Source organism: Cohnella phaseoli, assembly GCF_003386235.1.
In the GTDB taxonomy this organism is placed as follows: Bacteria; Bacillota; Bacilli; order Paenibacillales; family Paenibacillaceae; genus Cohnella; species Cohnella phaseoli.
Genome location: NZ_QRDZ01000043.1, coordinates 16,595 through 40,717, shown reverse-complemented (window position 1 = coordinate 40,717; position 24,123 = coordinate 16,595). Strand labels below are relative to the sequence as shown.

Here is a 24,123-nt window from a genome sequence, read left to right as displayed (position 1 = left end):
AACCTGATGCTTTATGCTTTGGCAATTACCGGCGACGACCCGGCTCCGGCAGACAGCGCATGCAGCTTGCGATCCGTCGGCAGGAAGGCGGCTAGTAACCCGAGCAGCGGCAAATAAGCGCACACTTGAATGACCAGATCGATGCCGGACACGTCCGCCACTTTTCCGAGCACGGCCGAGCCGACTCCGCCAAGTCCGAACGACACTCCGAACACAAGTCCGGAGACCGTGCCGACTTTATTCGGCAGCAGCTCCTGCGCATAGACGACGATAACCGAGAAGCCCGACATTAAAATAAATCCGATAAAGATACACAATACGACCGCCCAGAACACGCTATGAACAAAGGGAAGCAACAGAGAAAACGGAGCCGTGCCCAATATCGAGAACCAGATCATGTTGCGCCGTCCCAACCGATCCGCCAGCGGTCCGCCAAAAAACGTTCCCGCCATGCCGGCAAACAGCAGAGCGAACAAAATCAACTGTGCCTGGTCGACCGAAATGCCGAAACGATCGATCGCGTAGAACGAGTAGAATCCCGTCATGCTAGAGAGATATACGAATTTGGAGAACAGCAGCATCAGCAGAATAACCAACGAGACGCCGACGATCGCCCCCCTTGCTCCGACAGGACCGGAAACCGCCTCCTTCTTGGCTGGCTTCGGACTAGCAATGAGATTGGCTTTATACCAATGAGCGACCTTCGTCTGAATGATCAAAGCGACGATGGCGGCGATCGCGAACCAAGCGACTCCTTTTTGCCCCAGCGGAACGAAAATCAATGCGGTCATGACCGGCGCCAGCGCCTGGCCCATATTGCCGCCGACCTGAAAAATCGACTGCGCCAGCCCGCGCCGAGGGCCCGCAGCCAAGTAAGCAACCCGCGACGACTCCGGATGGAGCACCGACGAGCCGATCCCGATCAGAATAACGGCAAGCATAATATAGAGGAAGGACGGCGCGAACGCAAGCCCGACCACCCCCGCGAGTGTGAACAAAATGCCGATAGGCAGCAAATACGGCTTCGGTTTCGTATCGGTATACAGGCCGATCAGCGGCTGCAAAATCGAAGCGGTCACGTTCAGCGCAAAACCGATCAAGCCGATCTGCGAGAACGACAGGTTAAGCGACTCGTGTAAAATCGGAAACATGGCAGGGACGACGGACTGAATCGCATCATTCAATAAGTGCACGGAGCTGATCATGAACAAAACGGAAAAGACGGTCATATGCCGGGCCTGCTGCCCGATACTTGCTGTTGTGGAGCTCATGTGTGCATCATCCTTACGTGGTAAAATAGATTAAACATCTTATCATCTGATGTTTAATGGCAAACCTCGAGACGGGTTAATTCGTCTCGCCAAACAATTCATGCAGCGTTCCCTTCAAGTAGCGGGACGCGCTTGCTACGGCCGCCTCCGCATTGCCGTCGCGAATGCTTTCATACAGCTGGATGTGCGCCTCCGTCTGCGGATTGTGCCCTTCGGGGTTGGCGAAGATGGTGGCCAGCGTCTCGCGTATGAATACAGAAAACGTTTTGTACAGATCGATGACTACCGCATTTTTGCTGGCGATGGCTACCGCGATATGAAACTGGATATCCGCCTCGATGTACGTCTTGATGTCGTCGTTGGCCAAAGCCAGATTTCGCGTGTCCAGGTACTCCTTGATCGCGGCGAGATCGTCCTCGTCCCGGCGCTCCGCGGCAAGCCTGGCAATCTCCAACTCCATCATCTTCCGAACCTCGTACACTTCCATGATCTCCGCTCTGCGCAGCCTGCTATCCAGCGGCTCTTGAATAACGGCGGTACGCTTCAGATAAGTGCCGAAGCCTTGCTTCTTCTCCAGCAGCCCGGCGTGCACGAGCACGCGCACTGCTTCGCGAATCGTGGATCGGCCCACTCCGAATTGCTCCATCAGCTCCGGCTCGGTCGGGATTTTATCCCCTTCCTTCAGCTCTCCGCCGGAAATTTTCTTCTGAAGCTGCGCGACAACGTCATCCACGAGCTTCGTGCGGTTTAAGGTTCGGAAAGAAACCTTCGGCCTCGAATTCATCTGATCATCTCCTGTTTAAAGGATTCTAACACATTCCAACTTCTGCGGCTACCGTTAATTTTCGCCGCCGTCTCCTGGCGGAATTTTATAATTATCAGCGAAACAGGCCGGATCGATCGACCCTGTTAACCTCGGATCGGAACTCGGTAGGACTTATCCCGTAATAGGCCGCAAATTGCTTGGAGAAGTAGTGGATCGATTCGTAACCGAGTCGATCGGCTACGGAAGTAATCGACTGCCTGCTCTCCTGCAGCAGAATAGCGGCCTTTTTCATTTTCATTTTCAGCAAAAAAGCTTTGGGAGTCGTTCCAGTCTCCTGCTTGAACAGCTTGTAAAAATGCGATTTCTCCAATTGGCACTTCTCGCACCATTCCTCGTAGCTTAACTGAAGTTCCGGATAGCGCTCCATTTCCTCCGTGATTTTCAAGATGCGATAATCGGTCGGATTGCGGCTAGCGAAGCTGTTGTACCAGCGCAAAATGAAGGCGTGCATCAAGCTGTTCGCTATGAATTGGGCGTAATGCGCGGAGTCGAAAGCCTTGGAGACCTGCATGAACAGCTCCACGAGAGAAGGATAAGGGCTAAGTGAACTCCTGACGGGCAATTCGTCCAATTCCGGGCATGCCTCGACTCGAGTCATCAGCGAAAAATCCGTCGGCTCGGGATGAAAAGCGAAGCGAGGGTTCAATACGGTCGGATTCCCCCATAGATCGCAGTAAGCATTAAAAGATTCCAGCCCGAGACCGGGCTTCCGATGGAAAGAATGCACCTGGCCCGGGCGAATGAAGATCAGGATTCCCTTCTCGACGGGACAAACCTGATCGTTGACGAGGACATGCCCGCTGCCTTCCGTGAACAGATGGAACGCATATGTATAGCCGACGCGCGTTCCTTCCGCGACTTCACCGATATACGTCCAGGGAAGCGCAGTACGAACGAACGGGGCGATCTCAGCTAACGGCTTCATGGGACAGGCCCTCCTTTCTCATTTCGATAGTTAGCGGAATTTTGTACAAATTAAAGGAATACCGTTCAAATACGCAGGCTTACTCCAAATGATACTATAAACCCAGTCATAATATAAACTTCTGGAGGTTATCGCGATGGAGTTAGCGCAACATTCTGGAGGAAATCTCTCCAAAGAACAGCTTGATCATTACGAAACGAACGGCTTCCTTGTTCTCGAGAATTTGTTGTCCGAAGAGGATATGCTGGCGCCGAGACAGGCGATGATGGAGAAAGTATCGATGATCGCCGACGAATTGTATGCGGATGGAATGATTACGGATAAATTAGAGGATCGGCCGTTCGAATATCGCCTTGCGGAATTGTTCAAGGGAATGACGGATAAGGATTTTCTGAAATACGGCCGCAGCTGGCGCGACCGGATACCGGGCTATTTCCGCCTGATGAGCAATTCCAAGATTCTGGATGCGGTGGAATCGCTGATCGGCGGAGAAATCTTCAGCAATCCGGTATACAACGTTCGGCCGAAAGTGCCTGGAGTGGCCGCAGGAGCCGTACCTTGGCATCAGGACAAATCTTACTGGCCGGACGCCAATTCGAATCCGGTCATCACCGTATGGATTTCCTTCGTGGATGCTACGCTCGAGAACGGGTGCCTGCATTTGAAGCCAAGCACGCACAAAAAAAAGCTTTTACAGTGGCATGAAGAGTCAAGTACGGGGACGGGGTACACGGCTCTGCGGGAAGACCAGCTCGGCAATAAACCGACGATCGCGCTTCCGGTCAAAGCGGGGACAGCCATCCTGTTTAACGATCGATTGCTTCATATGTCGACGCCTAATCAATCGGCAGGCATCCGTTGGAGCGTCGATCTAAGATACCAACCGACCGATCAGGACCCGATGGTCAATCATGGCGCCGGATTTCTGGCCCGAAGCTACCTTTATCCCGAGAAGGTCGCGACGTTGGAAGATTGGCTGCAGGAGAAAGCCGAGCGCTCCCCCGAGTGACGCGACATTTAAAAGCCGCAATCGAAAAAAGCGGGCAGGCTAATCCTGCGCCGCTATTTTTTCGCCTGCCTGGCTCTCTTCCCGCTTTCTGTGGATATCGTCCAATCAATTCACATATATGAATTCTATATTCAAATATGAATTAAAGCTGGTTTACTAGGCGCTTATGCTATACTTGTGTCAATTATAAATTCGGATGGGAAGGAAAATGTCCAGGATGAGCCACACGCTGTCTTCCAGTCTGGTTGATAAATGAGCGGATATCCGAGGTTCAGGACAAAGCTGGAAGAATACTACTACTCGCTGTCCATCAACAAAAAAATTACGCTATCTTTCATGGTCGCCTTATCGATGCTGATCATTCTGTTAGCGGTATTCGCCTTCCGGATCTCCTCGGGCATCTTGATCGATAAAGCCATTGAGAATACGGCTCAGAATCTCAAGCTCGTATCGGAGAAGTTAGAGATCATCTTCGACAACGCGGAAAATTACTCCAAGATCGCGATTACGAACAATACGATTCAGGAAGTCATAAGCGAACCCCAAACGAAGGATCAGTTGGACAATTACAATAAAAACTTCGCCATCCAAGAGTCGTTGCGAAATATCGTCGATTCAAAAACGTTCGTCGATGCCCTGATCGTCTACGATCTCCATCGGAATATTTACAACTCCGGGAATCTCGGCAACATCCGGAACGTAAGCGATGTTCATTTCAAAGCCTTCGGAAATTCCCTATACGGAGTCGCATGGGAGAACACGAAACCAAGCAATTATTTGAAGGGCAACGACAGTCGCAACGTCATCTCCTTGTTCCAGAAATTCAATTCCGCGAAAACGGGACAGACCCTGGGCTTAATCCAGTTGTCCATAGACGAAAACTACATCGCCAACCAATACTCCAATATCGATATCGGGGCAAGCGGGCATATCTTTATCGTGAACAAGGACGGGATCGTCGCTTCCGATACCCGCAAAGAGAAGCTGTACACGGCGATCGGCAACGACGAATACGCCTCTTGGGCGATCGGCAACGAAGGCGGAAAAGTCTTTCATTTAGACGGGAAGGACGTCTTGGTTGTAGCGAAAAGTTATCCGCGATTCGATTGGGTGATTATTGGAATCGTACCGATCTATGAGATTACGAAAGACAATCGGGTTCTTACCGACAAGTTTTTTGCGATAGGAGCTTTATTTGTCTTGGCGGCCGTCGTGCTTACCCTTCTGATCGCCAAATCGATCACGAGTCCGCTGAACGAAATCAAGAAAACCGTCCAGAACGTTCAGGACGGGAATCTCGACGTATGGCTGAACGTCAAATCCAGAGACGAAATCGGCGCATTGGCCAAAGAATTCAACAAGATGGTCGGCAAGACCAAGCTGTTAATGGAAAACATCATCGAGGAACAAAGGAAGAAAAAGGAGTACGAGCTTGCCGTTATGCAATCGCAGATTAATCCGCACTTTTTGTACAACACTCTCGAAAGTATTTGTGGCCTTGCCGATTTGAAGAGAAACTCCGACATCGTCAAAATCGTCAATCAGCTGGCCCAGTTCTACCGCGGGGTGCTCAGCAAAGGCAGCGCGATTATTACGCTGGAAGACGAGATCGTAATTACGCAAACGTATTTGGAGATTTTAAAGATCCGTTACAGAGATCAGATCTCTTATACCCTGGATTTCGAACCGAACATGTATCGTTATAAAACCATCAAACTGCTGCTTCAGCCCATCGTGGAAAATTCCATTTACCATGGTCTGAAGAACAAACGCGGTAAAGGCCGCATCGACATCCATGGAAGAATCCATGGCGCAAGTTTGATGCTATGCGTCAGCGATAACGGCATCGGAATCCCGAAGGAGCGGTTGGATCAAATTTTCAAGGCGAAGGAAATTCAACCGAGTCAGAATGGTTTCGGATTAAACGTTACGAACGAGCGGATCAAGCTTTATTTCGGGCCGGAATACGGGCTGGAGCTGGAAAGCGTATTCGGGGAGGGCACGACGGTCAGAATTACGCTGCCCGCGTTAGAGACGGGAGGAGCCGCGGAATGATCAAGGTGCTTATAATCGACGACGAGTATTTAGTTAGGGAACGATTGAAGATTTGCGTTGATTGGGCTTCGCTCGGCTATGAAATCGCGGGAGAAGCGGACAACGGCGAAGACGCGTTAATGATGCTGGAGCATATTTCGGCAAGACTGGCGATCGTAGATATCAACATGCCGATCGTGGACGGATTGGCCTTTGCCCAAGCGGCCCAGACCAGCCATCCGGAGCTAAAGATCGTCATTTTGACGGGTTACAGCAGCTTTGAATACGCGCGAACCGCCATTCAAGCAGGCGTATCCGATTACTTGTTGAAACCGATTAATATGGAAGAGCTCGTCCGCGTTCTTGTCCAGCTTCGCGACCGCATTGAGTCGGAAACCCATAAGCAACGTTTGAATGCGGATTTGCAGCTTAACCTGGCGGAAAGCGACGGCATTCTGAAACGTGAATTTCTTCAAACCTGCCTGGACGGTACGGCGGACGTCGTGCGAGACAAGCCTAAATATCGACTCTATTGTCCGAATCTGATAGATGGTTCTCTCTTCGTCACGGTCGTCAGCATCGATAAAACCGGCGCGGAGCCTCCTCCCCTGTGGCAGAAATTCGCCGTAGCGAACATTTGCGGCGAAGTCATGCAGTCGAGCGGTTTTAAGCATTTCGAATCGACTTACGACGCGGACGGCCGTATCGTTCTGATCGCTTCTATTCCGAGCGGAACTTCTGCCGACGCGGGGCTAGGTTTGCTGCTGCAAACCTGCTCGAAGGCGATTCGGGCGGTCCATGATTACCTCAAATTTACGGTAACCGCCGGAATCGGCCCTAGCGTGCATGGGATTGCGGACGCAGCTGCCTCTTATCGGGAAGCGGTGAGAGCCTGTCGGCACAAAACCGTCTGCGGAAACAATCGGATCATACGCTGGGATCAGTTGCCGGGCAGAAGATCGGAAGATTTGTCCTACATCCGGGAAGATATGATCATTCTGCTGAGATTAGGGGATGCCGAGGCGATAGAAACGAGCTTGGATCGCTTGTCGGACTCCTTGATCGCCGGACGGCAACCCGTGGAAACTCTTTATCTGGTCCTCTATGAACTGATGACGACCTTGAATATCTTCGCCTCGGAGAACAAGCTCGAAGCTCATGCGGCGATCATCGAGACGTTGCATCCGATGAAACTCGTGGACGAACTGGAAACGCTGGACGCGATCAAGCGATGGTTGCGGGAGCAATTCCGGAACGCGCTCGTTCGCGCCAAGAGCTTAAAGCAATCGACGCCCACCAAGTTGGCGAGCAAAGCCAAGCAATACATCGACGAGAACTTCGGCAATGCAGAATTGGATCTGACGGATATTGCAAAAAGCGTTTTTGTGAATCCCAGCTATTTGAGCCGAATCTTCAAGAACGAGTTGGGTTATTCTGTGGTCGAATACTTGACCAGGTGCAGAATGCTCAAAGCTAAGGAGCTTATGGAGCAAGGCTGCAAAAATATGTTTTTTATCGCGGAATCGGTCGGGTACAAGGATACGCATTATTTCAGTAAATGCTTTAAGAAGCATTACAGCGTTTCTCCGTCCAAATTCATCGCGGGCGACTAACCGGCGTTAAAAATATTCCCCATGCCGTAAAGATATTGCATTTCAAGCGGCGAGGTCCCTCCTTATAATAACGTTATGTCCGGCCGACACAGAATTTCACTACATGGATGCGCATACATCATAAGGAGGCTATCTGCTATGAATAAAAAAATGGCGTCGATCGCGCTCGTTTCAATCTTGACGATGACGACGTTCTTGGCGGCTTGCGGCAAATCAAACGAAAATTCGGGGAGCAGCCCCCAACAAACGGAAAGCCCGTCAGCCAATAATGGTGAGAAAGTCACGGTCCGAATCATGACGAGGACGGCCGGTACAAGTACGACCGTTACGGCTTTCCAGGGATTGCTAAAGAAATTCATGGAGCAAAACCCCAATATTAGCGTAGTCGATGAATCTTTGAACGACGAGGCCGCTTTCAACAATAAATTCAAGACGGGTCTGGCCACCGGAAACTTGCCTGAAATATGGATGAACTACGGCGGCGAAATGTTTAAAGAGTACGCAAAAAACGTTGCCTTGGATCTGCAGCCGTACTTGGACGAGGATCAGGAGTGGTCCGGGGACTTCCTGCCGTTGCTTGACACGTGGAGATATAAAGACATCCCGGGGACGTTCGGCGTTCCATACGAATTCTACAGCGTAGCGATTTACTACAACAAAGAATTGTTCGAGAAGGCTGGCGCGCAAGTGCCGACCTCGCTTGAAGATATCCCCGCGCTCGCCGAGAAATTCAAGAAGGTCGATGCAGTGCCGATGGCCATGGGCGAGAAAGAGAACTTCCGCGGAGGACATCTGATCTCTAATCTCTCGCTTAAGAAGTACGGATTCCAGAAATCGCTGGATCTGGCGAGCGGAGCCGCGAAATGGAACGACACGGACATGGTCTCGCTTCTCCAGACGATGAAGGATTGGCAAAATGCCGGCGTATTCGGCAAAAATATCGTGACGATGGACGGCAATACGGCCTCAACGATGTTCTTCGAAGGCAAAAGCGCCATGCTGTTCGAAGGCGTCTGGGCGCTTTCCCAGATGGCTGCATCCCCGATCAAAGACAAAATCGGCGTCATCCCGGTTCCGGGCTTCAAGGACAAACCGGAATTTAAGGACAATTGGTTCGGCGGCGCTGGCGGATACTCCGTATCCAAAGCGACTACCGGCGCCAAACTGGACGCTACGATCAAACTGCTGAAATTCATGACCTCCGTCGAGGCCTACCAGACATACTTGAAGGAAACCGGCGGCGGCATCTACCCGGTGAAGATGGAAGTCGATCCAGCTTCGGTCGATCCCATAACAGCTCAATACATGGCCGCGCTCGCTACGGCAGCCGACTTCAAAGGCGAAGTCACGGAGTACAGCCCGATTACGCAACTGATGGATAAGGCCCGCAACGAAATTCAAGGCATGTTCGCGGGCAACAGTCCGGAGAAAACAGCTGACGCGATCCAGAAGTTCATCGATTCCAACACCAAGTAAGCCAAACGTCGCAACCGATCATACCGCCTTCAGGGCGGTATGATCTATCTATGAGGGTTGGATTCGATGATAACGGAGGGATTCCTGTGGTCAATAGAAGAATGTATGGGGCTGCGGCGGCCTTCGTGTTGCCTGCCTTTATTTTGTATACGATCGCGTACGTCGTACCGATGTTTCAAACGGCTTATTTGTCTTTCTTCAGCTGGAACGGAATCAAAAGCGTGCCACTCGAATTCGTCGGCTGGAACAATTACAGCTCGATGTTTCAGATGTCGGAGTTTTATCGTTCGTTAAAAAACATCGGCGTATTTATTCTCTCTTCTTTCCTCCTCATCCTACCGATCGCGTTCGCTTTCGCTATTCTCGTGACGAGCAAGATCAAAGCCAGACGATTCTTCAAGGTCGCTTTCTTCATGCCGTCCATCCTGCCGCTATCGGCGGTCGGGCTCATGTGGCAGTTTCTTCTCAAGGGAGACGGCGGGCTCGTCAACTCTGTCTTGTCCGTATTGGGCATGAGCTCGTTCACGAGGGATTGGCTCGGGGAACCGGCGATCGCCATCTATGTCGTTGTCGTCGTCAATGCCTGGATTTATTGCGGTCTCAACATGATTATTTTCGCCAGCGGCATGGTCGCGATTCCGGAAGATCTGTACGAGGCGGCGGCATTGGACGGTGCGACAGGATGGAAGAAGGTACGGTATATTACCGTGCCGTTAATGCAGGAAACGATTAAGATCTTCTCTATTCTGGCGATTACGCAGTCTCTCCGGGTATTCGGCCAAATCTTCGTCATGACAAACGGCGGCCCGAACGGAGCGACGGACGTGCCGACGACCCTGCTCTATTACGAATCGTTTAAGTACAACAACTTCGGCGTCGGGAACAGCATCGGAACGTTCATTATCGTAGCTGCCTTGATATCGACCGTCGTCTTGAACCAATTGATGAATACCCGCAGCGCAAGATAACCGAGATCGGCAGGTGAAAAATATGAAGAGCCTAAGAAGATTAGGCGTCTACGGCTTTGCGGCGATTTGTTCCGCCATCTTCATGTATCCGCTCTTGTTCTCCTTGCTGTCTTCTTTTAAGAACAATACGGAGATCTACGGCGGTCAGAGCCAGATATTCGCCTTACCCAAGGAATGGCTGTGGGGCAACTTCACAATGGCGTTTAAGGACGCCCATATCCATTCTTCCGTCTTTACTTCGTTTCTATATGCCGCCGCAGGCACCGCCGTCGCGCTCCTGCTGGGTACGATGGCTTCGTATGTTCTGGCGAGGTTTACTTTCAAGATTAACGGGTTTCTATATATCTATTTTATTCTTGGCTTGATGATCCCGGTCTTCTCTCTGGTCATTCCGATCTCGCGTATGGTCGGAAGTATCGACGGATTCAATAATTACTTCGTCATGATGGTTCTATACGGCGTATTCGAGCTGCCGCTGACGATCTTCCTGATTACCGGATTTATGAAAGGGATTCATAAAGAGATCGACGAATCTGCCCTTATGGACGGCTGCGGTCCGTTATTATTCCTGTTTCGGATACTGGCTCCGCTAGCGATGCCGGCGATCTCTACTGCGGGCATTCTGGCCTTCTTCAACATCTACAACGATCTTCTATGGAACGTCATTCTGATTACAGATCGGGATATGTACAATATTTCGATGGCTCTTATGTCATTCGTCGGGGAACGGGGCTCCGCGCAGATGGGACCTACTTTCGCCAGCATTTCGTTGACGATCATCCCGACCGTTGTCGTCTACTTGCTGTTTCAGGAGAAAGTCGAGGGAGGCTTAAGCGCGGGAGCCGTGAAAGCCTAATGCAGCAATGCCGGACCAGAAATCAAAAAGCGTTGGCGTAATATTCAGAAGCAGGCCGGGAAACATCCCCGTTTTCAGGGGTTGTTTTCCGGCCTTCCTATCGAAGCATCCTATATCGCTATTCATTGAGATAAGTCGTCACCCGGTTCTGAATGAGCCTGCTGACCTCTTCGGCGGATTTCTGGCCGCTCATGTAGGCCGCGAACTCCTCTATGGCAATCGAAGCGACCTTAAAATCGCTCTCGCTCTTCTTGCCCGCTTTGTCCAGAAGGTTCCGGACGGATTCGATCTGCTCTTTCGCCGGCGTCCCGTTATCCTCGTTCTCAAGTTCGGCGAATTTCTTATCGACAACGCTTCTATTCAAAGGTATTCCCATAAGATCCGGCGAAGCCTGCATCTCGTCCGAAAGCAAAAACTTTATGAATTCCCACGCCTCCTGCCGAGCTTTGGATTTACTGTTCAACCCCAGTTTAAAGTAAGTCTTAAATCCGCTCCCCTGTCCATCCCCGTGTACGGTCGGTTTTTGGAAAAACGCCGTCTTCGGATTATTCGCCTGTTCAGGACTGGAGAATCCCCCAATAGACAACAACGCTTTGTCATAGTCATACGAAAATTCTTCTTTCAGAGTGCCCTCGTCGTACAATGCCTTGATTTGCTGCATCATGTCCCTGAACAGATCCGAATCGAAATTGGCTTTGCCCCGTTGGACGAGCTGCGAGTAATTGCTTTCGATATAATCGTATAATAGCTGGCCCGAAAACAAGTCGATAAAGGCCGTATAATCCGGACCCGCCTGCTCCTGAAGCTTCTTGGAGATCTGTTTAACCTGGTCCCATGTCCAGGTTTTGTCGTCGATCTCGATCTTTGCCTTTTCCATCAATTCGGTATTTCCTTGAATGAGGTCAAGCGCGAAAGCAATCGGCATCACATAGAGGCCGTCGCCGCTCTGAGATCCTGTAAGAATGTTCTGATAGTACTTGCTTTTATCGAAAGAGGGGTCCTCTGCCATCATGTCGTTAAAATTGGCCAACAGCTTTTTGTCGACGAATTTGTCCTCCGGTAAATTGTTCATGAGGATCAAGTCGGACGCTTTTCCGGAAATCGCCTGCGTCGTTACGGTCTGAATGAACTTTTCCATGTCCGCTTGAGAGATCGCCGCGCTCATTCCGTTTTCCGATTTGGGCATCGCCAGAAATTCCTTGATTTCGATATGAATATCCGGATGAAGGGCTTCGAATTTCTGTACCGCCGACTCCAGAAAACGATCGGAACTCATAACGGCGATCGAGACATTTTTTCGACCTTCCTCCGCATTGCCCTCCTGGCCTTCCTTGTTTCCTGCACAAGCAGACAACAACATGACCGCTATAACGATTAAGATCATTATTCTAATCTTCTTCAATCTCTTCATCTCCTTAAATTAATTTAGTCGAACCCGATTGCCGTCCTGCAAGGGCTCGCTTGTTTCTATAATGATGTCGTCTTGAGGAGTAAGCCCTCCCGCGACGATAATCTCTTCCGCGTTCTCATCTCCTGTCGTCACGTAGATCTTCTGTCCTGTATACGTATTGCCGAGCGAGCTTTTGCGCTCCCGAACGACGAATACGTAGCCTCCCTTCCCGTCTTTTTTGATCAGCTCTTTGCGAATGACCATTCCTTGCTCCTTGAGCGATTTTTCCAAAACAACGCTCGCCTGCTCGCCTCCTTGAAGTCCGCTGCCCGACACCGAGACCACGATGGTTTTCTGACCCTGCGCGGCCCGTTCTTCGCCGCCGCTCGCAGATCCGCCTCCATTGCCCGGCAGCCCCGCCGGCCCGCCTCCTCCGCTGCCGGACGGAGCATCCTTGATCTCGGCGATTGTTCCCTCGATTCGTTTGTGGATATCCCCTTTTACGTCGACGACCACCTGCTCGTCTAGCTGCAGCAAATCTGCCGAGTCGCTGTCCGCTGTAAAGGAGAATTGAAATTCGTCTCCATTTTTAACGAGCTGCAGCACCGGTTGCCCTTGCGGGAAGTTCATTCCATCCTTGACCTTAATCTCCGCCACCCTGCCGTCAAATGGAGCCTTAAGCGTGCGATTTGCAGATAATTCCTTACGCATCTTTTCGATTTTCCGCCGCGCGATATTTCGATCCAACCGATCGCTTTCCAGATCCCGTTCGGCCTTGCGAATCGCCTCTTCGCTTCCCGATTGCTGAGCGGCGATAAACTGCTCCTTCAACGCCTCCCTGTTCAAATCTTGCTTTTTCAACAGATCCTCCGCATCCATAAGCTGCTGTTGCAAATCCTCGCTATCGAAGGTAATGAGGAGCTGGCCTTTCTTGACCTGTTCGTCCTTCTTGACATGGACTTTGCTCACTTTCCATCCGCTCTCGCTCACCAGATCCAACGTTTCTTTGGGAGCCATAACGCCGCTGCCTTTAATCAGGCGAGACAGTGTTTTCTTGACCGGTTTTTCCGTAGCCACCTTGGGCAGCATAGCGGTTTGCAGCGTATTGCTGAACAGCGTGAGTCCAGCCAATACAATAAAGAACAAAATAAAAAGAAGGCTAGCCAGACGTTGTCGACGCAAGCTCATTATTTATCTCCTTTCCGATGTGTCCAATAACTCCGTCAACCCTTCACGCCGGAGAGCTGGATGCCCTTGATAAAATACCTTTCGGCGCATAGAAACAAAAGCACCATAGGCATCATATAGACGACCGAAGCCGCAAAGGAGACGCCCAGCGCATCCTCCTGCAAGCGGGACAGAAACACGGACAGCGGCTGCAGCTCCGCATCCTGCAAGAAGATCAGAGGCTGCTCGACCATATTCCAGTAGTCGGCGAACAACAGCACGACTAATGCGGCAATACCCGGTTTAACCATCGGCAGCGCAATCGTTGCGAAGATTCGCATGTAACCGGCGCCGTCCATCTTCGCAGCTTCGATATAAGCCGAATGAATATGAAGCATGAATTGCCGCAACAGGAACACGCCGAATGCGCCGAACACACCGGGCAAAATGATAGAACCGGGGGTATTAAGCAATCCCAATCGATCCGCCATGATGTAATTGGGCACAAGGGTTACCTGGAAAGGCATCAGCATCGTGATCAAGTAAAGGAAGAACAGAGCTTCCCGCCCCGGAAAACGCAATTTGCCGAATGCAAACGCGGCTAACGTCGCGACCGTAACTTGTCCGACAATAATGGGCAATACCATGAATACGGAATTCCAGAACATTCGCAAGAAGGCGGGGGTCGAGATCAACACTTTCTTAAATTGTTCGAAGGAGACCCAATCGGGAATCCATTTCATATTTACGAAGACGCTCGTATCCGTTTGGCCAAGCATGCCGTAATTCGCTTGAATTTCCCGTTCGGTCATAAAGGCATTATCGAACGTCAAAATGACGGGAACCAGCATCAATACCGCAACCATGAGCAATAGGAGCGAACGAAACAATGGCATGCCATATGCCTTTTTCATAACAATCTACCTCCAGAACGCTTCTCGACAAAGCGAGTAACCTATTCCATATAAGAACGAAATATTCGCTCTGTTCGGAACAGTACGGCAACGAGCGCTAGAATGCTGACAGCCGTCAATACCGCAGCGGCCGACAGCTTGTGGATATCAAGCGACAGGAACATATTGTTCATATAGTGCTGCATCATATAAATCCGGTCGTGCGGATAAGCCCCGGCGACAAGATACGTCTCGCGAAACACCTTGAAGGAATTCAATACCGACATCAATACAACGAGAAATGTGGTCGGGGTCAAGTACGTTAGCGTAATCCCCAGCTTGCGCATGCGCCCCGCTCCCTCCAAATCGGCGATTTCATAATATTGATCCGGGATGTTCTGCAACCCCGCCAGGAACAGGACGACATTGTATCCGATGTTTTTCCACACATAGATCAGAACGATGACAAGCCCCGCCCAATCCGATTTCATCCAATCGATTCGACTTAGCCCGAAATGCTGAAGCGCGGCATTCAAGGCCCCGTTCCAATCGAATAAAATTTGCCACACCAGCACGATTGAGGCAACCGGCACGACAAGGGGCAGTACATAGGCTGTGCGCAGCCAGTCCCGGAACAAGACCCGCTGATTCAAGAGCAGCGCCAAACTAAGCGATAACGTCAATAGAAGCGGCACGCTAATTGCCGTAAACCAGAAAGTGTTGGCCGCGGCTTTCTGAAACGAAGAGCTAAGGAACAGCTCCTTGTAGTTGGCAAGCGTCCAGCTTCCGTCTCCCAGCCGATCCTGGAGAGAGGTCAGAACGCTTTGGCCGAACGGGAAGAGATAAAAGACGGCGAATCCAGCCAGGCTGGGGACGAGAAATCCTAACGCAACGAGAAACTCTCTTCGCGCTAGACGTTGCATGTTCATGGTCGAATCCTCCTTGCGCAATAAAACGGACTGCATGGAATTACAGCTCTTAGTCTACAATCCGTATCCGGCAAAACTTCGGAGAAAGTGTGGAAAAAGTATGGAAACGGGCTTCAGCCGCAATTATTTTGATACAATGATGTCGATCAACGGGGTGGAGGAAAACGAATGAACGCATACCAAATCGCCGTAGTCGACGACGACGTACAAATTCGCGAAATCGTGGAAGCCTATATGCAAAAAGAAGGTTATCGAACGGTATCGTTTCCGTCCGTCGAAGCCGCTTGGGAGCTGTGGAAAAACGATCCGCCGGACATGTGGATTCTCGATATTATGCTTCCGGGGATGAACGGCTTCGAGTTTTGCCGCCGTATCCGCAAAGATGCGGAGGTTCCGATTATTATGATTTCCGCACGGGACGAGGAGGTCGACAAAATCCTCGGCTTGGAATTAGGCAGCGACGATTACATGACCAAGCCGTTCAGTCCTCGCGAATTAGTCGCGCGCGTCAATCGTCTGTTCCATCGCTTCAGCTCGAGCAAGTCAGGGCAGGAGCATTCGGCATCCCCCGTTCCCCGCCGCACGCGGCTGGAAATCGGCGAACTGCGGCTCGTATTGGAGGAACGGCGCGTTTTCTGGCATGAAGAGGAAATCGAAATGACGCTTAAAGAATATAAGCTGCTTCAAACGCTTGCCGAACAACCTAATCGCGCCTTTTCGCGAGACGAGCTGCTTAATTTGGTTTGGGGCGACGACTATTTCGGCAGCGACAGGGCGATCGACGACCTGGTGAAGCGGCTGCGCCGAAAAATGAGCGAGCTGCCCGTCGAAACGGTATGGGGGCACGGTTATCGGCTGAGGATGGAAGAAGGGGGGAACGTCAAATGAAACTCGTATATCGGCTCCATCTGTCCTTTGGACTTCTGCTCCTATTCATTCTGGCGATTACGGCTACGCTTATATATCCCCTGCTTCTCGATACTTTGGTGGACAACCAGCGGAAGGATCTGCGGGAACAGGCCAATCAATTGACCACGTTAGCGGTTCCGACGACACCTGCTCACCAAATGGAGCCGGCGCTATTGACGAAAGCGATCCCGCTGGCTCCCGCGACGCAGGCCGTCTTGATGTCGCCCGAAGAGAAGGTTTACTTCAGCACGTTAACCGGAGAGAAAGCGACGGAGCTTGTAGAGCTCGCCAAGCAGGTCGATCCCGCAACGGGAATCTCGCAGGGCAAAGACGGTAAATACATCATAGAAACGTTAACGATCCCCCCTCAACAAGGGCTGCCTATGACCGCCATTACGGCTGTCATGGCTACCCCACTGAGCGCGGTCAAATCGATTCAGTTGGCCTTGTTCCAGCGTTTGATGATCATTTTGTCCGTAGGCGGACTCATGGCTTTTCTTCTAAGCGTGGTGATCACTAGAAGAATCGTAAACCCGCTCACCGCGTTGAGGAAGGAACTGAAAAAGGTGGAAAACCGTCGTTTTAATGAGGTTCTGCTGATTCGTTCGGGGGGAGAAATCGGGGAAGTCGCCAGCAGCGTCTACCATCTTGCCGGAGAACTGGATAAGTATCAGAGCACGCAAAAAAAATTTTTCCAGAACGCTTCCCATGAACTAAAAACGCCGTTGATGTCGATACAAGGTTATGCCGAAGGGATTAAGGACGGCATTTTTACGGGGGATAAAGCGGCCAAAGGGCTCGATATCATCGTAAATGAATGCGAAAGGTTAAAAAAAATCGTGACCGAGATGATCCTTCTTGCCAAGCTGGAAAGCGAGGAAGGCATTTTCCATATGGACAACATTCCGGTGCAACAATTGATTAACGAAGCGATGGAACGAATCAATCCGCTTGTCGTCAAGAGAGAATTGATCATTAAAGTCGACAGGAACGGAAATCCGGAAGAGCGTTATATTACGGCCGATCGGGAAAAGCTGCTGCAGGCATTAATCAATATTATCGGCAATGCCGCGCGGCACGCCAAAAAAACGATATGCATTCGTACCGTTGCCGGAGAACATACCGTTGATATCGAGATTGCCGACGATGGCGAGGGAATCTCCGAACAGCTGCTGCCCTTACTTTTTCAGCGATTCGCGAAGGGAAAGAAGGGAGAAACCGGTCTGGGCTTGGCGATATCCCGTGCGATCGTCGAGAGGTGCCGGGGGGAGATCGCGGCTGCCAATCTTCCGGGGGGAGGAGCGGCGTTTACGCTGCGATTCCCCTTATCGCGATAAGTCTCCGAATCATGAAATGCTCTGAACGTACTTCAGAACGTCGGATACGTGGTTGGCGACTTTAACTTTGCGCCATTCTTTAACCAAAATCCCCTTATCGTCAATAAGAAAGCTTGAGCGCTCAATGCCCATAAACTGTTTGCCATACATGCTTTTCAGCTTCCAGACGCCGTACAACTCGGAAACAGAATGATCTATATCCGCTAGAAGGGTAAAAGGGAGACCGTATTTTTCGATAAACTTTGTGTGTCTCTTTGCCGGATCCGTGCTAATGCCGATAATAGTCGCATTCAGTTTGGCGAATTCATCGTATTGATCCCGGAAATCGCAAGCTTGAGTCGTACAGGCCGGCGTAAGATCCTTAGGATAAAAATAAAGAATGACATGATTCCCAACAAAATTAGAAAGCCTCACTTCAGCCCCGCTTGGGTCTGGAAGGGAAAAATCGGGCGCGGGAGCCCCTACTTCAGACAACACTCTTATTCCTCCTGTTCTACAGCAGCATCGGCGTCAACGTCATTATCATCGTCATCTTCAGCGTCTAATACTCAGTTAACGGGAGGATGCGCGGTAACGGTATCCTTCCTATTATAGAGCAGTCAGACGGAATGGGCGAGCGCAAGAGCTAAAAAAAACAGCAGGATCGGACGGCCCTTTTCCGCCGCCCGACCCTGCTGTTGTTGCCGCTTACTCCGCGAAGAGCGGAGCGACGGCGGGATACATCCGCTTGTATTTCTCGTATTGGCGGTTGTAATGCGCCCGCAATTTCTCGTCGGGCACGTAGACCGTTGCGTTCTTCAGTTCCTTGAACGCCCGGCCTGCCGATGAATAGTCCTCGCTCCAGCCCGCATGGCGGAACCCGAGGGCGGCTGCGCCAAGGGACGGCAAATATTGCGAATCCTTCGGAACGACAAGCTCGCAGCCTAGTACGTCCGCCATAATCTGGCACCAGATCTTGCTTTTCGCACCGCCGCCGATTAGGGTAACCCGCAGGCTTCCGTCCTCCTGCCGCTTGGCGACCAGTTCAAGCACTTGGCGCATCGAGTAGGCTACGCCTTCCAGTACGGCCGTCCCCATCCGCTCCCGGGTTGTAGACGGCTTAAGGCCGATAAAGCAGCCGCTCGCTTCCGCGTCCTGGACCGGACAGCGTTCACCGTTCAGATAGGGCAGGAACAGCACGTCGTCAACACCCCGTTCGGTCTGTTCCACCGCCCGGTCGAACAGCTTGTACGACATCGTGTCGCCGACTTTGCTGCCGGACCCGAATGCGCCGACCGCCCACTGATGGGCGCTTCCCGCATTGGACAGCGGAGCGATGGAGATCTGCCGACCTGCTTCCACGTAGGAAAGGTTAAATGCGCCGCTCTGCACGTCTAGGAAGCCCGTTGAAGCGCCCGCGACCCAGCCCGTCGTCCCGATATAGGAGTAAACTTCGCCTTCCTCGTATACCCCTGCTCCGAGCGTCGCTGCCCCGGCATCGCCTATCCCGCACAGCACGGGGGTTCCCGCGGCGAAGCCCGTTGCAGCAGATGCTTCCGCAGTTACCTTGCCGACGATGCTGTCCGAAGCAGCGATTTTCGGCATTTTGGCCGCATCTACGCCATAGCGCTCCAGCCAGGGACCGATCCATTCGCGGGTGCGGACATCCATGCAGCCGGTCGTGGCGGCGGATGTCGGATCGGTCACGCATTCCCCCGTTAGCCGGGCGATCACGTAATCCTTGGAGCTGACCAGGAAGCTGCGTGTTTGGCGATACGTTTCTTCCTCCCGCTCCTTCAGCCACATGATTTTCGGAAAAGTCAGCGATCCGTCGAACGGATTCATCGTCCGCTCCTGAATGGCGCTCTCGCCAAGCTCCTCCAGCATTCGCCGCGCCTGCTCGGACGCGCGTCCGTCGGAATACAGAATGGCCGGACGCAACGGTTGGAGGTCTTCGCCTACCGGAATGCAATCCTGCATCTGTCCGCTGAACGTCAGCAAACCAATGTCCGCCGCCTTGATGCCGACCTTGAACCACGAAGCCGCAATCTTCTTCACCGCGTCGTACCATTCGATCGGCTCTTGCTCCACCGCGTCTTCATGACGGATAACGCGAAGCTCCACGTTGTTTTCCAGGAAAATGCCCGCATCGCTCGTGACTAATATTCCCTTGACATTCGTAGTGCCGATATCAAACGAAGCCATATATCTCATCTGCTCATCCCCTTGTCGAGGAGCCCAACGTCTCCAGTTTCATCTCCGCCACCAGCCGGTACAAATAATCCTTCTCCCGGTTCTCGCAGCGGCTTACGAGCACGGAGCCTACGACGGCGCCGTCGAAGCCTCCGCGGATCGCTTGACCGACCAGCGCCGGAGAACGCAGACCGAAGCCGGCGACGACCAGGCCGTCCGGCAGATGCGGACGAATTCGCTCGCATAGCGCCGACAGGCCGTTCACGCTGGCCATCGGATCGCCCGTCGTGCCGGAATACGATTGGGCATAGATCACCGTCGCCCCGTCGCACACTTGCCGGATCGTCTCTTCATCCATGCCGCTGTTAATAAAGCGGATCACGTCGACGCCCGCCGGGCCGACTTCCTCCTGAATCCGAATTTGCTCTTCGAGAGAGCAATCGGGAAGCACCAGTGCGTCGATCAGCTTCTCCTGCGTCAGCGTCCGGTACAGCCCCGCTTCCACAAGCTCGTTCCGATAGCCCATCGCCCAGATCGGACGGGGCACTTCGCGCCGGACTTTGCGCCACAGCGCCATCAAGCCCTCCGATATTCCGGCTCCGGCGTCCAGCGCGCGCTTGTGCGCGCGTTTGATAACGTCGCCGTCAATGAACGGGTCCGGACCGGGCACGCCCAGTTCAATAATATCAATTCCCGCCAATGCGCTGGCTTGGATCATTTCGAAGGACTCGTCGATTGCCGGATCGCCCGCTACCAAGTAGCCGAGGAGCAGCGCCTCCTCTCTCTCCTTGGCTGCGCGATAAGCTTCTATGTTGTATTGGCTGTGCATTTTCAGAGTCCGCATCATGAATTGCCACGTCCCAGCTTCTGCATCAGAACGGCCGCGATGACGATACATCCGGTAATGACGTCCTGCATAAACGTAGGAACGTTAAGAATCGTCAGACCGTTGGCCAGAATGCCGATAATGGCCGCGCCGACAAAGGTCCCCCAAATATTCGGCACGCCTTCCTTAAACGAGGTCATCCCCAGAAAAGCCGCCGCATAAGCCGACAGGAACAGTCCGTCTCCCCCGGTCGGATGGGCCGAGCCGAGACGGGACGCCATCAGAATTCCGGTCAGGGCGGCCAGCATGCCGCACAGCGCGAACGCCATGTTTTTGTTTAGCGCGACTTTAACGCCCGCGACGCGGGAAGCCGATTCGTTGCCGCCGATCGCGTACAGCTTCCGTCCGAAGGACATGTGCGTCATCACATACCAGAACAGCACCGTCATCAGCAGCATAATGAAGGATAAGACCGGAATACCCGCCCACTCCGTTTGGCCGAGATAACGGAAGCTTTCCGGAATGTTCTCGAATACGGTCGCTCCGCCGGTCAGCTTGAAGTTCAAGCCGCCAAGAATCGTGCCCATTGCCAGCGTCGTAATAAAGGAGAGCACGCGGAACCTCGTTACGATCCAACCGTTAATAAAACCGATAACGAACGCTGCGGCGAGCGGCGCCAGGAAGGCAACCCAGATCGGATAACCGGCAACGGCCATCTTGGCCGCGAATACGCCGCCGAAGCTGGCCAGCGCCCCCACCGACAAGTCGAACTCGCTGACGGCCATAACCAGAGTCGCTCCCAGAGCGATAATGACGAGGAAAGAAATTTGCCGGCTTATATTAATGGCGTTATCGATCGTCATGAACGAATTCGGACTTAACGCGGAGAATGCAAGAATGATCAAAATTCCGGCGGCAACCGTTCCATAACTGCGCAGCAGCCGGACGTAAGAAATGCCCGAACGCGTCTCAACCATGTTGTTCACTTCCTTTTCCGTGACTATAGCAATATCCGAGCACTTGCTCCGGCGTAACGCCGTCGTTGTCCAGCTCGGCGACGATGCGGCTGTCGTGGAGAACGTACAGCCGATCCGCGATGTCCAGCACCTCCTGCAGATCCGAGGAGACGAACAGGACGCCGCAGCCTTTGTCGGCCTGCGCTTTAAGCAGTCGGTGAATTTCTTCGCGCGTCATGACGTCTACCGCCTGAGTCGGCTCGTCGCAGAGGAACAGGACGGGATCCGACAGCAGCGCTTTGGCGAATACGACCTTCTGCTGGTTGCCTCCGCTGAGCTGGCCGATCGCTTGCTCGGAGCCGGCCGCCTTGACGTTCATTTCCTTCATCCACGCGTTTACCTCATCGCGTTCGCGGCGAGCGCGAAGCTTGAGCATGCCGGAAAATCGTTTCAGTACGGGCAGCGTCATATTTTCCCTGATCGTCATACCGAGCACCAGCGCGTCGCGCTTGCGCTCTTCCGGAATCAGGACGACGCCGTTCTCGATCGAGCTTCTCGGCGCAGGCGCCTTCACGGCACGACCCGACACGGCGATGCTTCCGCCCGACGGGCTTCGAAGTCCGTAGATCGTCTCCAGCAGCTCCGTCCGTCCGGCTCCGGCAAGTCCGAAAATGCCGACGATTTCGCCTTTACGCACGTTCAGGCTCGCATCCCGGACTTTGCCGTCCTTCGTGGACAACCTGTCGACTTCGAGCACCTTGTCGGCCGCAGATTTAACCGTCGCCCGCTTCTGGCTTTTCTTCACTTCCGCATTGCTCATCAGCCGGATCAACTGCTCCTTGTCCGTCTCCGCGGTGTTGACCGTGTCGACTCGCTGCCCGTTGCGAAATACGGTTATCCGGTCGGACAGCCGGAATATCTCGTCCATCCGGTGGGAGACATACAGAATCGCCGTTCCTTGCGCCGTTAAGCGCCCGATCAACGCGAACAGCTTCTCCGCCTCCTGATCGGTCAGCGAAGCGGTCGGCTCGTCGAGAATCAACAGCTGGCATTCGAGCATCATCGCGCGCAAAATCTCCAGCATCGTCTTCTCGGGCGGCGACATCCGGTCGGCCGTCTTGTTCAGATCGATCTCGACGCCGAAGTCGCTGCGAAGCTGCTCCGCCCGCCGCTTCATCGCTTTCCAGTTAACGCCGACTCCGCGGGTCGGGTAGTCCAATCCGACGAACAGGTTCTCGTAGCCGGTAAAAGACGGAACGAGGTGACGATCCTGATGCACCACGTTGATGCCGATTTTGCGGGACGCTCCCGGATTGGGGATATCCACCTTTTGTCCCTTCCATTCGATCGTCCCTGAATCAAGGGAATAGACTCCGGTCATAATTTTAATGAATGTCGACTTGCCCGCTCCGTTCTCGCCGACGAGCGCATGCACTTCGCCCGCCGCGATCTCGAAGCTCACGTCGGATAGCGCATAATGCTGCCCGAACACTTTGTTCAGTCCTGCGACTTTCAGTAGGGTCAATGGAAACCCTCCTTGCTTCCGAATTGGGCAAAGCGGCCTTGGGCCGCTTTGCCGCTATGCGTTCGTAGTTGCTCTAGCGGGATTACCCGTTGTCTTTCGTAATCAGGCTGGCCGGAGCGTACAGCTCCGTACCTTCCGCAGGCTGGCCCGCGAATACGAGCTCGATTTGTTTAACGACGATTTCCGTCATGCCCGTGAAGTTTTGCTTAACCGTGGCGACCAGCGGAGAACCTTTCTTGATCATCTCCACCGCCTGGCTGTTGCCGTCGATGCCGGTCACGACGATGTCCTTGCGTCCCGCCGCTTCGATCGCTTGGGCGGCGCCGATCGCCGCCTCGTCCCAGCCGGCCCATACTGCCGTAATGGAGCCTGCCTCCTTGTTGGACAGCAGCAAGCTTTCCATCTGCTTGCGCGCGTTCTCGATCGGTCCCGGGACTTCGACTTGCTGCTCGGTAACGACGGAGATATTCGGTTTATTTTTCAGCAGTTCATCCAGCTGCACCGTACGAGCCAATACGCCCGGATGCGGACGGTGAGTCAGAATAACGATTTTGCCTTGATCGCCAACTGCCTGGAACAGATGCTCGGAAATCATCTTGGACATTTCCTTGTTGTCGCTCGTTGCGTTCATGACCATACCTTCGATGTAACCGGAGTCGGCGCCGAATACCGGAATGCTTTTATCCTTGGCGCGTTGGATCTGGCTTTTCAGCTGATTAGGATCGGTGCTGACGAGCACGATTGCATCGGTCTTGGAGGAAATAACGTCCTCCATCCGGCTAGCCAACTGCCCCATATCGCCTTTCGTATCGACGACGTTCGCCTTCCAGCCTTTGTCCGCCGCTTGTTTCTTCAGAGATTCGACCATTTCGTTGGTCGTGACGGAAGACAGATAAGGCGTCAAAATCGAGATCGTCTTGGAACCGTCCTTGCCGCCGGAATTTCCTCCGCAAGCTGTCAAACCAATTGTCAATAGAAGCGCTGCCATAACTAGAATTGCTTTTTTCATCTGTTATTGCCCCCTTGATAGTAGGTGAAAAG

21 protein-coding genes are annotated in these 24,123 nt (G+C 52.7%); 8 read left to right on the top strand and 13 right to left on the bottom strand.

All coding sequences use genetic code 11. From position 1 onward, the window contains the following. Nucleotides 1-11: 11 nt before the first annotated feature. The 3 genes from DFP98_RS34535 to DFP98_RS34525 form a co-directional block, all read right to left on the bottom strand. A complete protein-coding gene (locus tag DFP98_RS34535; RefSeq protein ID WP_116065190.1) occupies nucleotides 12-1,271 on the bottom strand; it encodes an MFS transporter in 1,260 nt (419 codons plus the stop codon). 76 nt (nucleotides 1,272-1,347) lie between these two features. Then, nucleotides 1,348-2,055, bottom strand: coding sequence for a FadR/GntR family transcriptional regulator (locus tag DFP98_RS34530; protein ID WP_116065189.1), 708 nt, complete (start codon nucleotides 2,053-2,055; stop codon nucleotides 1,348-1,350). 94 nt (nucleotides 2,056-2,149) lie between these two features. Beyond that, nucleotides 2,150-3,022, bottom strand: a complete 873-nt coding sequence (locus tag DFP98_RS34525; protein ID WP_116065188.1) for an AraC family transcriptional regulator — start codon at nucleotides 3,020-3,022, stop codon at nucleotides 2,150-2,152. A gap of 136 nt (nucleotides 3,023-3,158) precedes the next feature. Here DFP98_RS34525 and DFP98_RS34520 point away from each other — a divergent pair, with 136 nt between their 5' ends. The 6 genes from DFP98_RS34520 to DFP98_RS34495 all read left to right on the top strand — a co-directional run bounded on the left by DFP98_RS34520 (nucleotide 3,159) and on the right by DFP98_RS34495 (nucleotide 10,978). Further along, nucleotides 3,159-4,031, top strand: a complete 873-nt coding sequence (locus DFP98_RS34520) for a phytanoyl-CoA dioxygenase family protein (protein WP_116065187.1) — start codon at nucleotides 3,159-3,161, stop codon at nucleotides 4,029-4,031. Between the two features lie 252 nt (nucleotides 4,032-4,283). Beyond that, complete coding sequence (locus DFP98_RS34515; RefSeq protein WP_116065186.1) at nucleotides 4,284-6,086, top strand: sensor histidine kinase; 1,803 nt, start codon at nucleotides 4,284-4,286, stop codon at nucleotides 6,084-6,086. Further along, the gene (locus DFP98_RS34510) at nucleotides 6,083-7,678 is read left to right on the top strand and encodes a response regulator (protein ID WP_116065185.1); all 1,596 of its coding nucleotides are present in this window, start codon (nucleotides 6,083-6,085) and stop codon (nucleotides 7,676-7,678) included. The genes DFP98_RS34515 and DFP98_RS34510 overlap by 4 nt, the downstream gene beginning before the upstream one ends. 138 nt (nucleotides 7,679-7,816) lie before the next feature. Continuing rightward, nucleotides 7,817-9,154, top strand: coding sequence for an ABC transporter substrate-binding protein (locus DFP98_RS34505; protein ID WP_116065184.1), 1,338 nt, complete (start codon nucleotides 7,817-7,819; stop codon nucleotides 9,152-9,154). Nucleotides 9,155-9,240: 86 nt separating this feature from the next. Further along, nucleotides 9,241-10,122: a carbohydrate ABC transporter permease gene (locus DFP98_RS34500; RefSeq protein WP_116065183.1), complete on the top strand. Its 882-nt coding sequence runs from the start codon at nucleotides 9,241-9,243 to the stop codon at nucleotides 10,120-10,122. Between the two features lie 22 nt (nucleotides 10,123-10,144). Continuing rightward, a complete protein-coding gene (locus tag DFP98_RS34495; protein ID WP_116065182.1) occupies nucleotides 10,145-10,978 on the top strand; it encodes a carbohydrate ABC transporter permease in 834 nt (277 codons plus the stop codon). 118 nt (nucleotides 10,979-11,096) lie between these two features. On the opposite strand, the gene DFP98_RS34490 is transcribed toward DFP98_RS34495, so the two are convergent. Genes DFP98_RS34490 through DFP98_RS34475 form a run of 4 tightly spaced genes read right to left on the bottom strand, consistent with a single transcriptional unit; the run spans nucleotide 11,097 to nucleotide 15,357 of the window. Next, nucleotides 11,097-12,380 (bottom strand): ABC transporter substrate-binding protein, encoded by a 1,284-nt coding sequence (locus DFP98_RS34490; protein WP_220377214.1) that lies wholly within the window; start codon nucleotides 12,378-12,380, stop codon nucleotides 11,097-11,099. Nucleotides 12,381-12,398: 18 nt separating this feature from the next. Beyond that, nucleotides 12,399-13,556 (bottom strand): efflux RND transporter periplasmic adaptor subunit, encoded by a 1,158-nt coding sequence (locus tag DFP98_RS34485; protein WP_116065180.1) that lies wholly within the window; start codon nucleotides 13,554-13,556, stop codon nucleotides 12,399-12,401. 35 nt (nucleotides 13,557-13,591) lie between these two features. After that, entirely contained in the window at nucleotides 13,592-14,449 is an 858-nt protein-coding gene (locus DFP98_RS34480; RefSeq protein ID WP_116065179.1) for a carbohydrate ABC transporter permease, read from the bottom strand. A gap of 41 nt (nucleotides 14,450-14,490) precedes the next feature. Next, the gene (locus DFP98_RS34475; RefSeq protein WP_116065178.1) at nucleotides 14,491-15,357 is read right to left on the bottom strand and encodes a carbohydrate ABC transporter permease; all 867 of its coding nucleotides are present in this window, start codon (nucleotides 15,355-15,357) and stop codon (nucleotides 14,491-14,493) included. A 168-nt stretch (nucleotides 15,358-15,525) separates the two neighbouring features. Here DFP98_RS34475 and DFP98_RS34470 point away from each other — a divergent pair, with 168 nt between their 5' ends. Together DFP98_RS34470 and DFP98_RS34465 are read left to right on the top strand one after the other, a co-directional pair. Then, complete coding sequence (locus DFP98_RS34470; protein ID WP_116065177.1) at nucleotides 15,526-16,245, top strand: response regulator transcription factor; 720 nt, start codon at nucleotides 15,526-15,528, stop codon at nucleotides 16,243-16,245. Further along, on the top strand, nucleotides 16,242-17,603 hold the full coding sequence (locus DFP98_RS34465) for a sensor histidine kinase (protein ID WP_181918130.1): 1,362 nt from the start codon (nucleotides 16,242-16,244) through the stop codon (nucleotides 17,601-17,603). Before DFP98_RS34470 ends, DFP98_RS34465 begins: the two co-directional genes overlap by 4 nt. A 9-nt stretch (nucleotides 17,604-17,612) precedes the next feature. On the opposite strand, the gene bcp is transcribed toward DFP98_RS34465, so the two are convergent. The 6 genes from bcp to DFP98_RS34435 all read right to left on the bottom strand — a co-directional run bounded on the left by bcp (nucleotide 17,613) and on the right by DFP98_RS34435 (nucleotide 24,091). Beyond that, nucleotides 17,613-18,080 carry a thioredoxin-dependent thiol peroxidase gene (bcp, locus tag DFP98_RS34460; RefSeq protein ID WP_116065175.1) on the bottom strand — a complete coding sequence of 156 codons (468 nt, stop codon included), beginning with the start codon at nucleotides 18,078-18,080 and terminating at the stop codon, nucleotides 17,613-17,615. Nucleotides 18,081-18,290: 210 nt separating this feature from the next. Beyond that, complete coding sequence (locus tag DFP98_RS34455) at nucleotides 18,291-19,796, bottom strand: xylulokinase (RefSeq protein ID WP_116065174.1); 1,506 nt, start codon at nucleotides 19,794-19,796, stop codon at nucleotides 18,291-18,293. A 4-nt stretch (nucleotides 19,797-19,800) separates the two neighbouring features. Beyond that, on the bottom strand, nucleotides 19,801-20,622 hold the full coding sequence (gene trpA / locus DFP98_RS34450) for a tryptophan synthase subunit alpha (RefSeq protein WP_181918129.1): 822 nt from the start codon (nucleotides 20,620-20,622) through the stop codon (nucleotides 19,801-19,803). Beyond that, nucleotides 20,619-21,578, bottom strand: coding sequence for an ABC transporter permease (locus DFP98_RS34445; protein ID WP_116065172.1), 960 nt, complete (start codon nucleotides 21,576-21,578; stop codon nucleotides 20,619-20,621). The genes trpA and DFP98_RS34445 overlap by 4 nt, the downstream gene beginning before the upstream one ends. Next, on the bottom strand, nucleotides 21,571-23,082 hold the full coding sequence (locus tag DFP98_RS34440; RefSeq protein WP_116065171.1) for a sugar ABC transporter ATP-binding protein: 1,512 nt from the start codon (nucleotides 23,080-23,082) through the stop codon (nucleotides 21,571-21,573). The genes DFP98_RS34445 and DFP98_RS34440 overlap by 8 nt, the downstream gene beginning before the upstream one ends. 82 nt (nucleotides 23,083-23,164) lie before the next feature. After that, nucleotides 23,165-24,091, bottom strand: a complete 927-nt coding sequence (locus DFP98_RS34435; protein ID WP_116065170.1) for a sugar ABC transporter substrate-binding protein — start codon at nucleotides 24,089-24,091, stop codon at nucleotides 23,165-23,167. Nucleotides 24,092-24,123 lie beyond the last annotated feature (32 nt).

What these genes read in the sequence shown, in the direction of transcription:
- DFP98_RS34535 (WP_116065190.1), bottom strand. Translation starts at nt 1,271, where the DNA reads ATGAGCTCCACAACAGCAAGTATCGGGCAGCAGGCCCGGCATATGACC.
- DFP98_RS34530 (WP_116065189.1), bottom strand. Translation starts at nt 2,055, where the DNA reads ATGAATTCGAGGCCGAAGGTTTCTTTCCGAACCTTAAACCGCACGAAG.
- DFP98_RS34525 (WP_116065188.1), bottom strand. Translation starts at nt 3,022, where the DNA reads ATGAAGCCGTTAGCTGAGATCGCCCCGTTCGTTCGTACTGCGCTTCCC.
- DFP98_RS34520 (WP_116065187.1), top strand. Translation starts at nt 3,159, where the DNA reads ATGGAGTTAGCGCAACATTCTGGAGGAAATCTCTCCAAAGAACAGCTT.
- DFP98_RS34515 (WP_116065186.1), top strand. Translation starts at nt 4,284, where the DNA reads ATGAGCGGATATCCGAGGTTCAGGACAAAGCTGGAAGAATACTACTAC.
- DFP98_RS34510 (WP_116065185.1), top strand. Translation starts at nt 6,083, where the DNA reads ATGATCAAGGTGCTTATAATCGACGACGAGTATTTAGTTAGGGAACGA.
- DFP98_RS34505 (WP_116065184.1), top strand. Translation starts at nt 7,817, where the DNA reads ATGAATAAAAAAATGGCGTCGATCGCGCTCGTTTCAATCTTGACGATG.
- DFP98_RS34495 (WP_116065182.1), top strand. Translation starts at nt 10,145, where the DNA reads ATGAAGAGCCTAAGAAGATTAGGCGTCTACGGCTTTGCGGCGATTTGT.
- DFP98_RS34485 (WP_116065180.1), bottom strand. Translation starts at nt 13,556, where the DNA reads ATGAGCTTGCGTCGACAACGTCTGGCTAGCCTTCTTTTTATTTTGTTC.
- DFP98_RS34480 (WP_116065179.1), bottom strand. Translation starts at nt 14,449, where the DNA reads ATGAAAAAGGCATATGGCATGCCATTGTTTCGTTCGCTCCTATTGCTC.
- DFP98_RS34475 (WP_116065178.1), bottom strand. Translation starts at nt 15,357, where the DNA reads ATGAACATGCAACGTCTAGCGCGAAGAGAGTTTCTCGTTGCGTTAGGA.
- DFP98_RS34470 (WP_116065177.1), top strand. Translation starts at nt 15,526, where the DNA reads ATGAACGCATACCAAATCGCCGTAGTCGACGACGACGTACAAATTCGC.
- DFP98_RS34465 (WP_181918130.1), top strand. Translation starts at nt 16,242, where the DNA reads ATGAAACTCGTATATCGGCTCCATCTGTCCTTTGGACTTCTGCTCCTA.
- DFP98_RS34455 (WP_116065174.1), bottom strand. Translation starts at nt 19,796, where the DNA reads ATGAGATATATGGCTTCGTTTGATATCGGCACTACGAATGTCAAGGGA.
- trpA (WP_181918129.1), bottom strand. Translation starts at nt 20,622, where the DNA reads ATGATGCGGACTCTGAAAATGCACAGCCAATACAACATAGAAGCTTAT.
- DFP98_RS34445 (WP_116065172.1), bottom strand. Translation starts at nt 21,578, where the DNA reads ATGGTTGAGACGCGTTCGGGCATTTCTTACGTCCGGCTGCTGCGCAGT.
- DFP98_RS34435 (WP_116065170.1), bottom strand. Translation starts at nt 24,091, where the DNA reads ATGAAAAAAGCAATTCTAGTTATGGCAGCGCTTCTATTGACAATTGGT.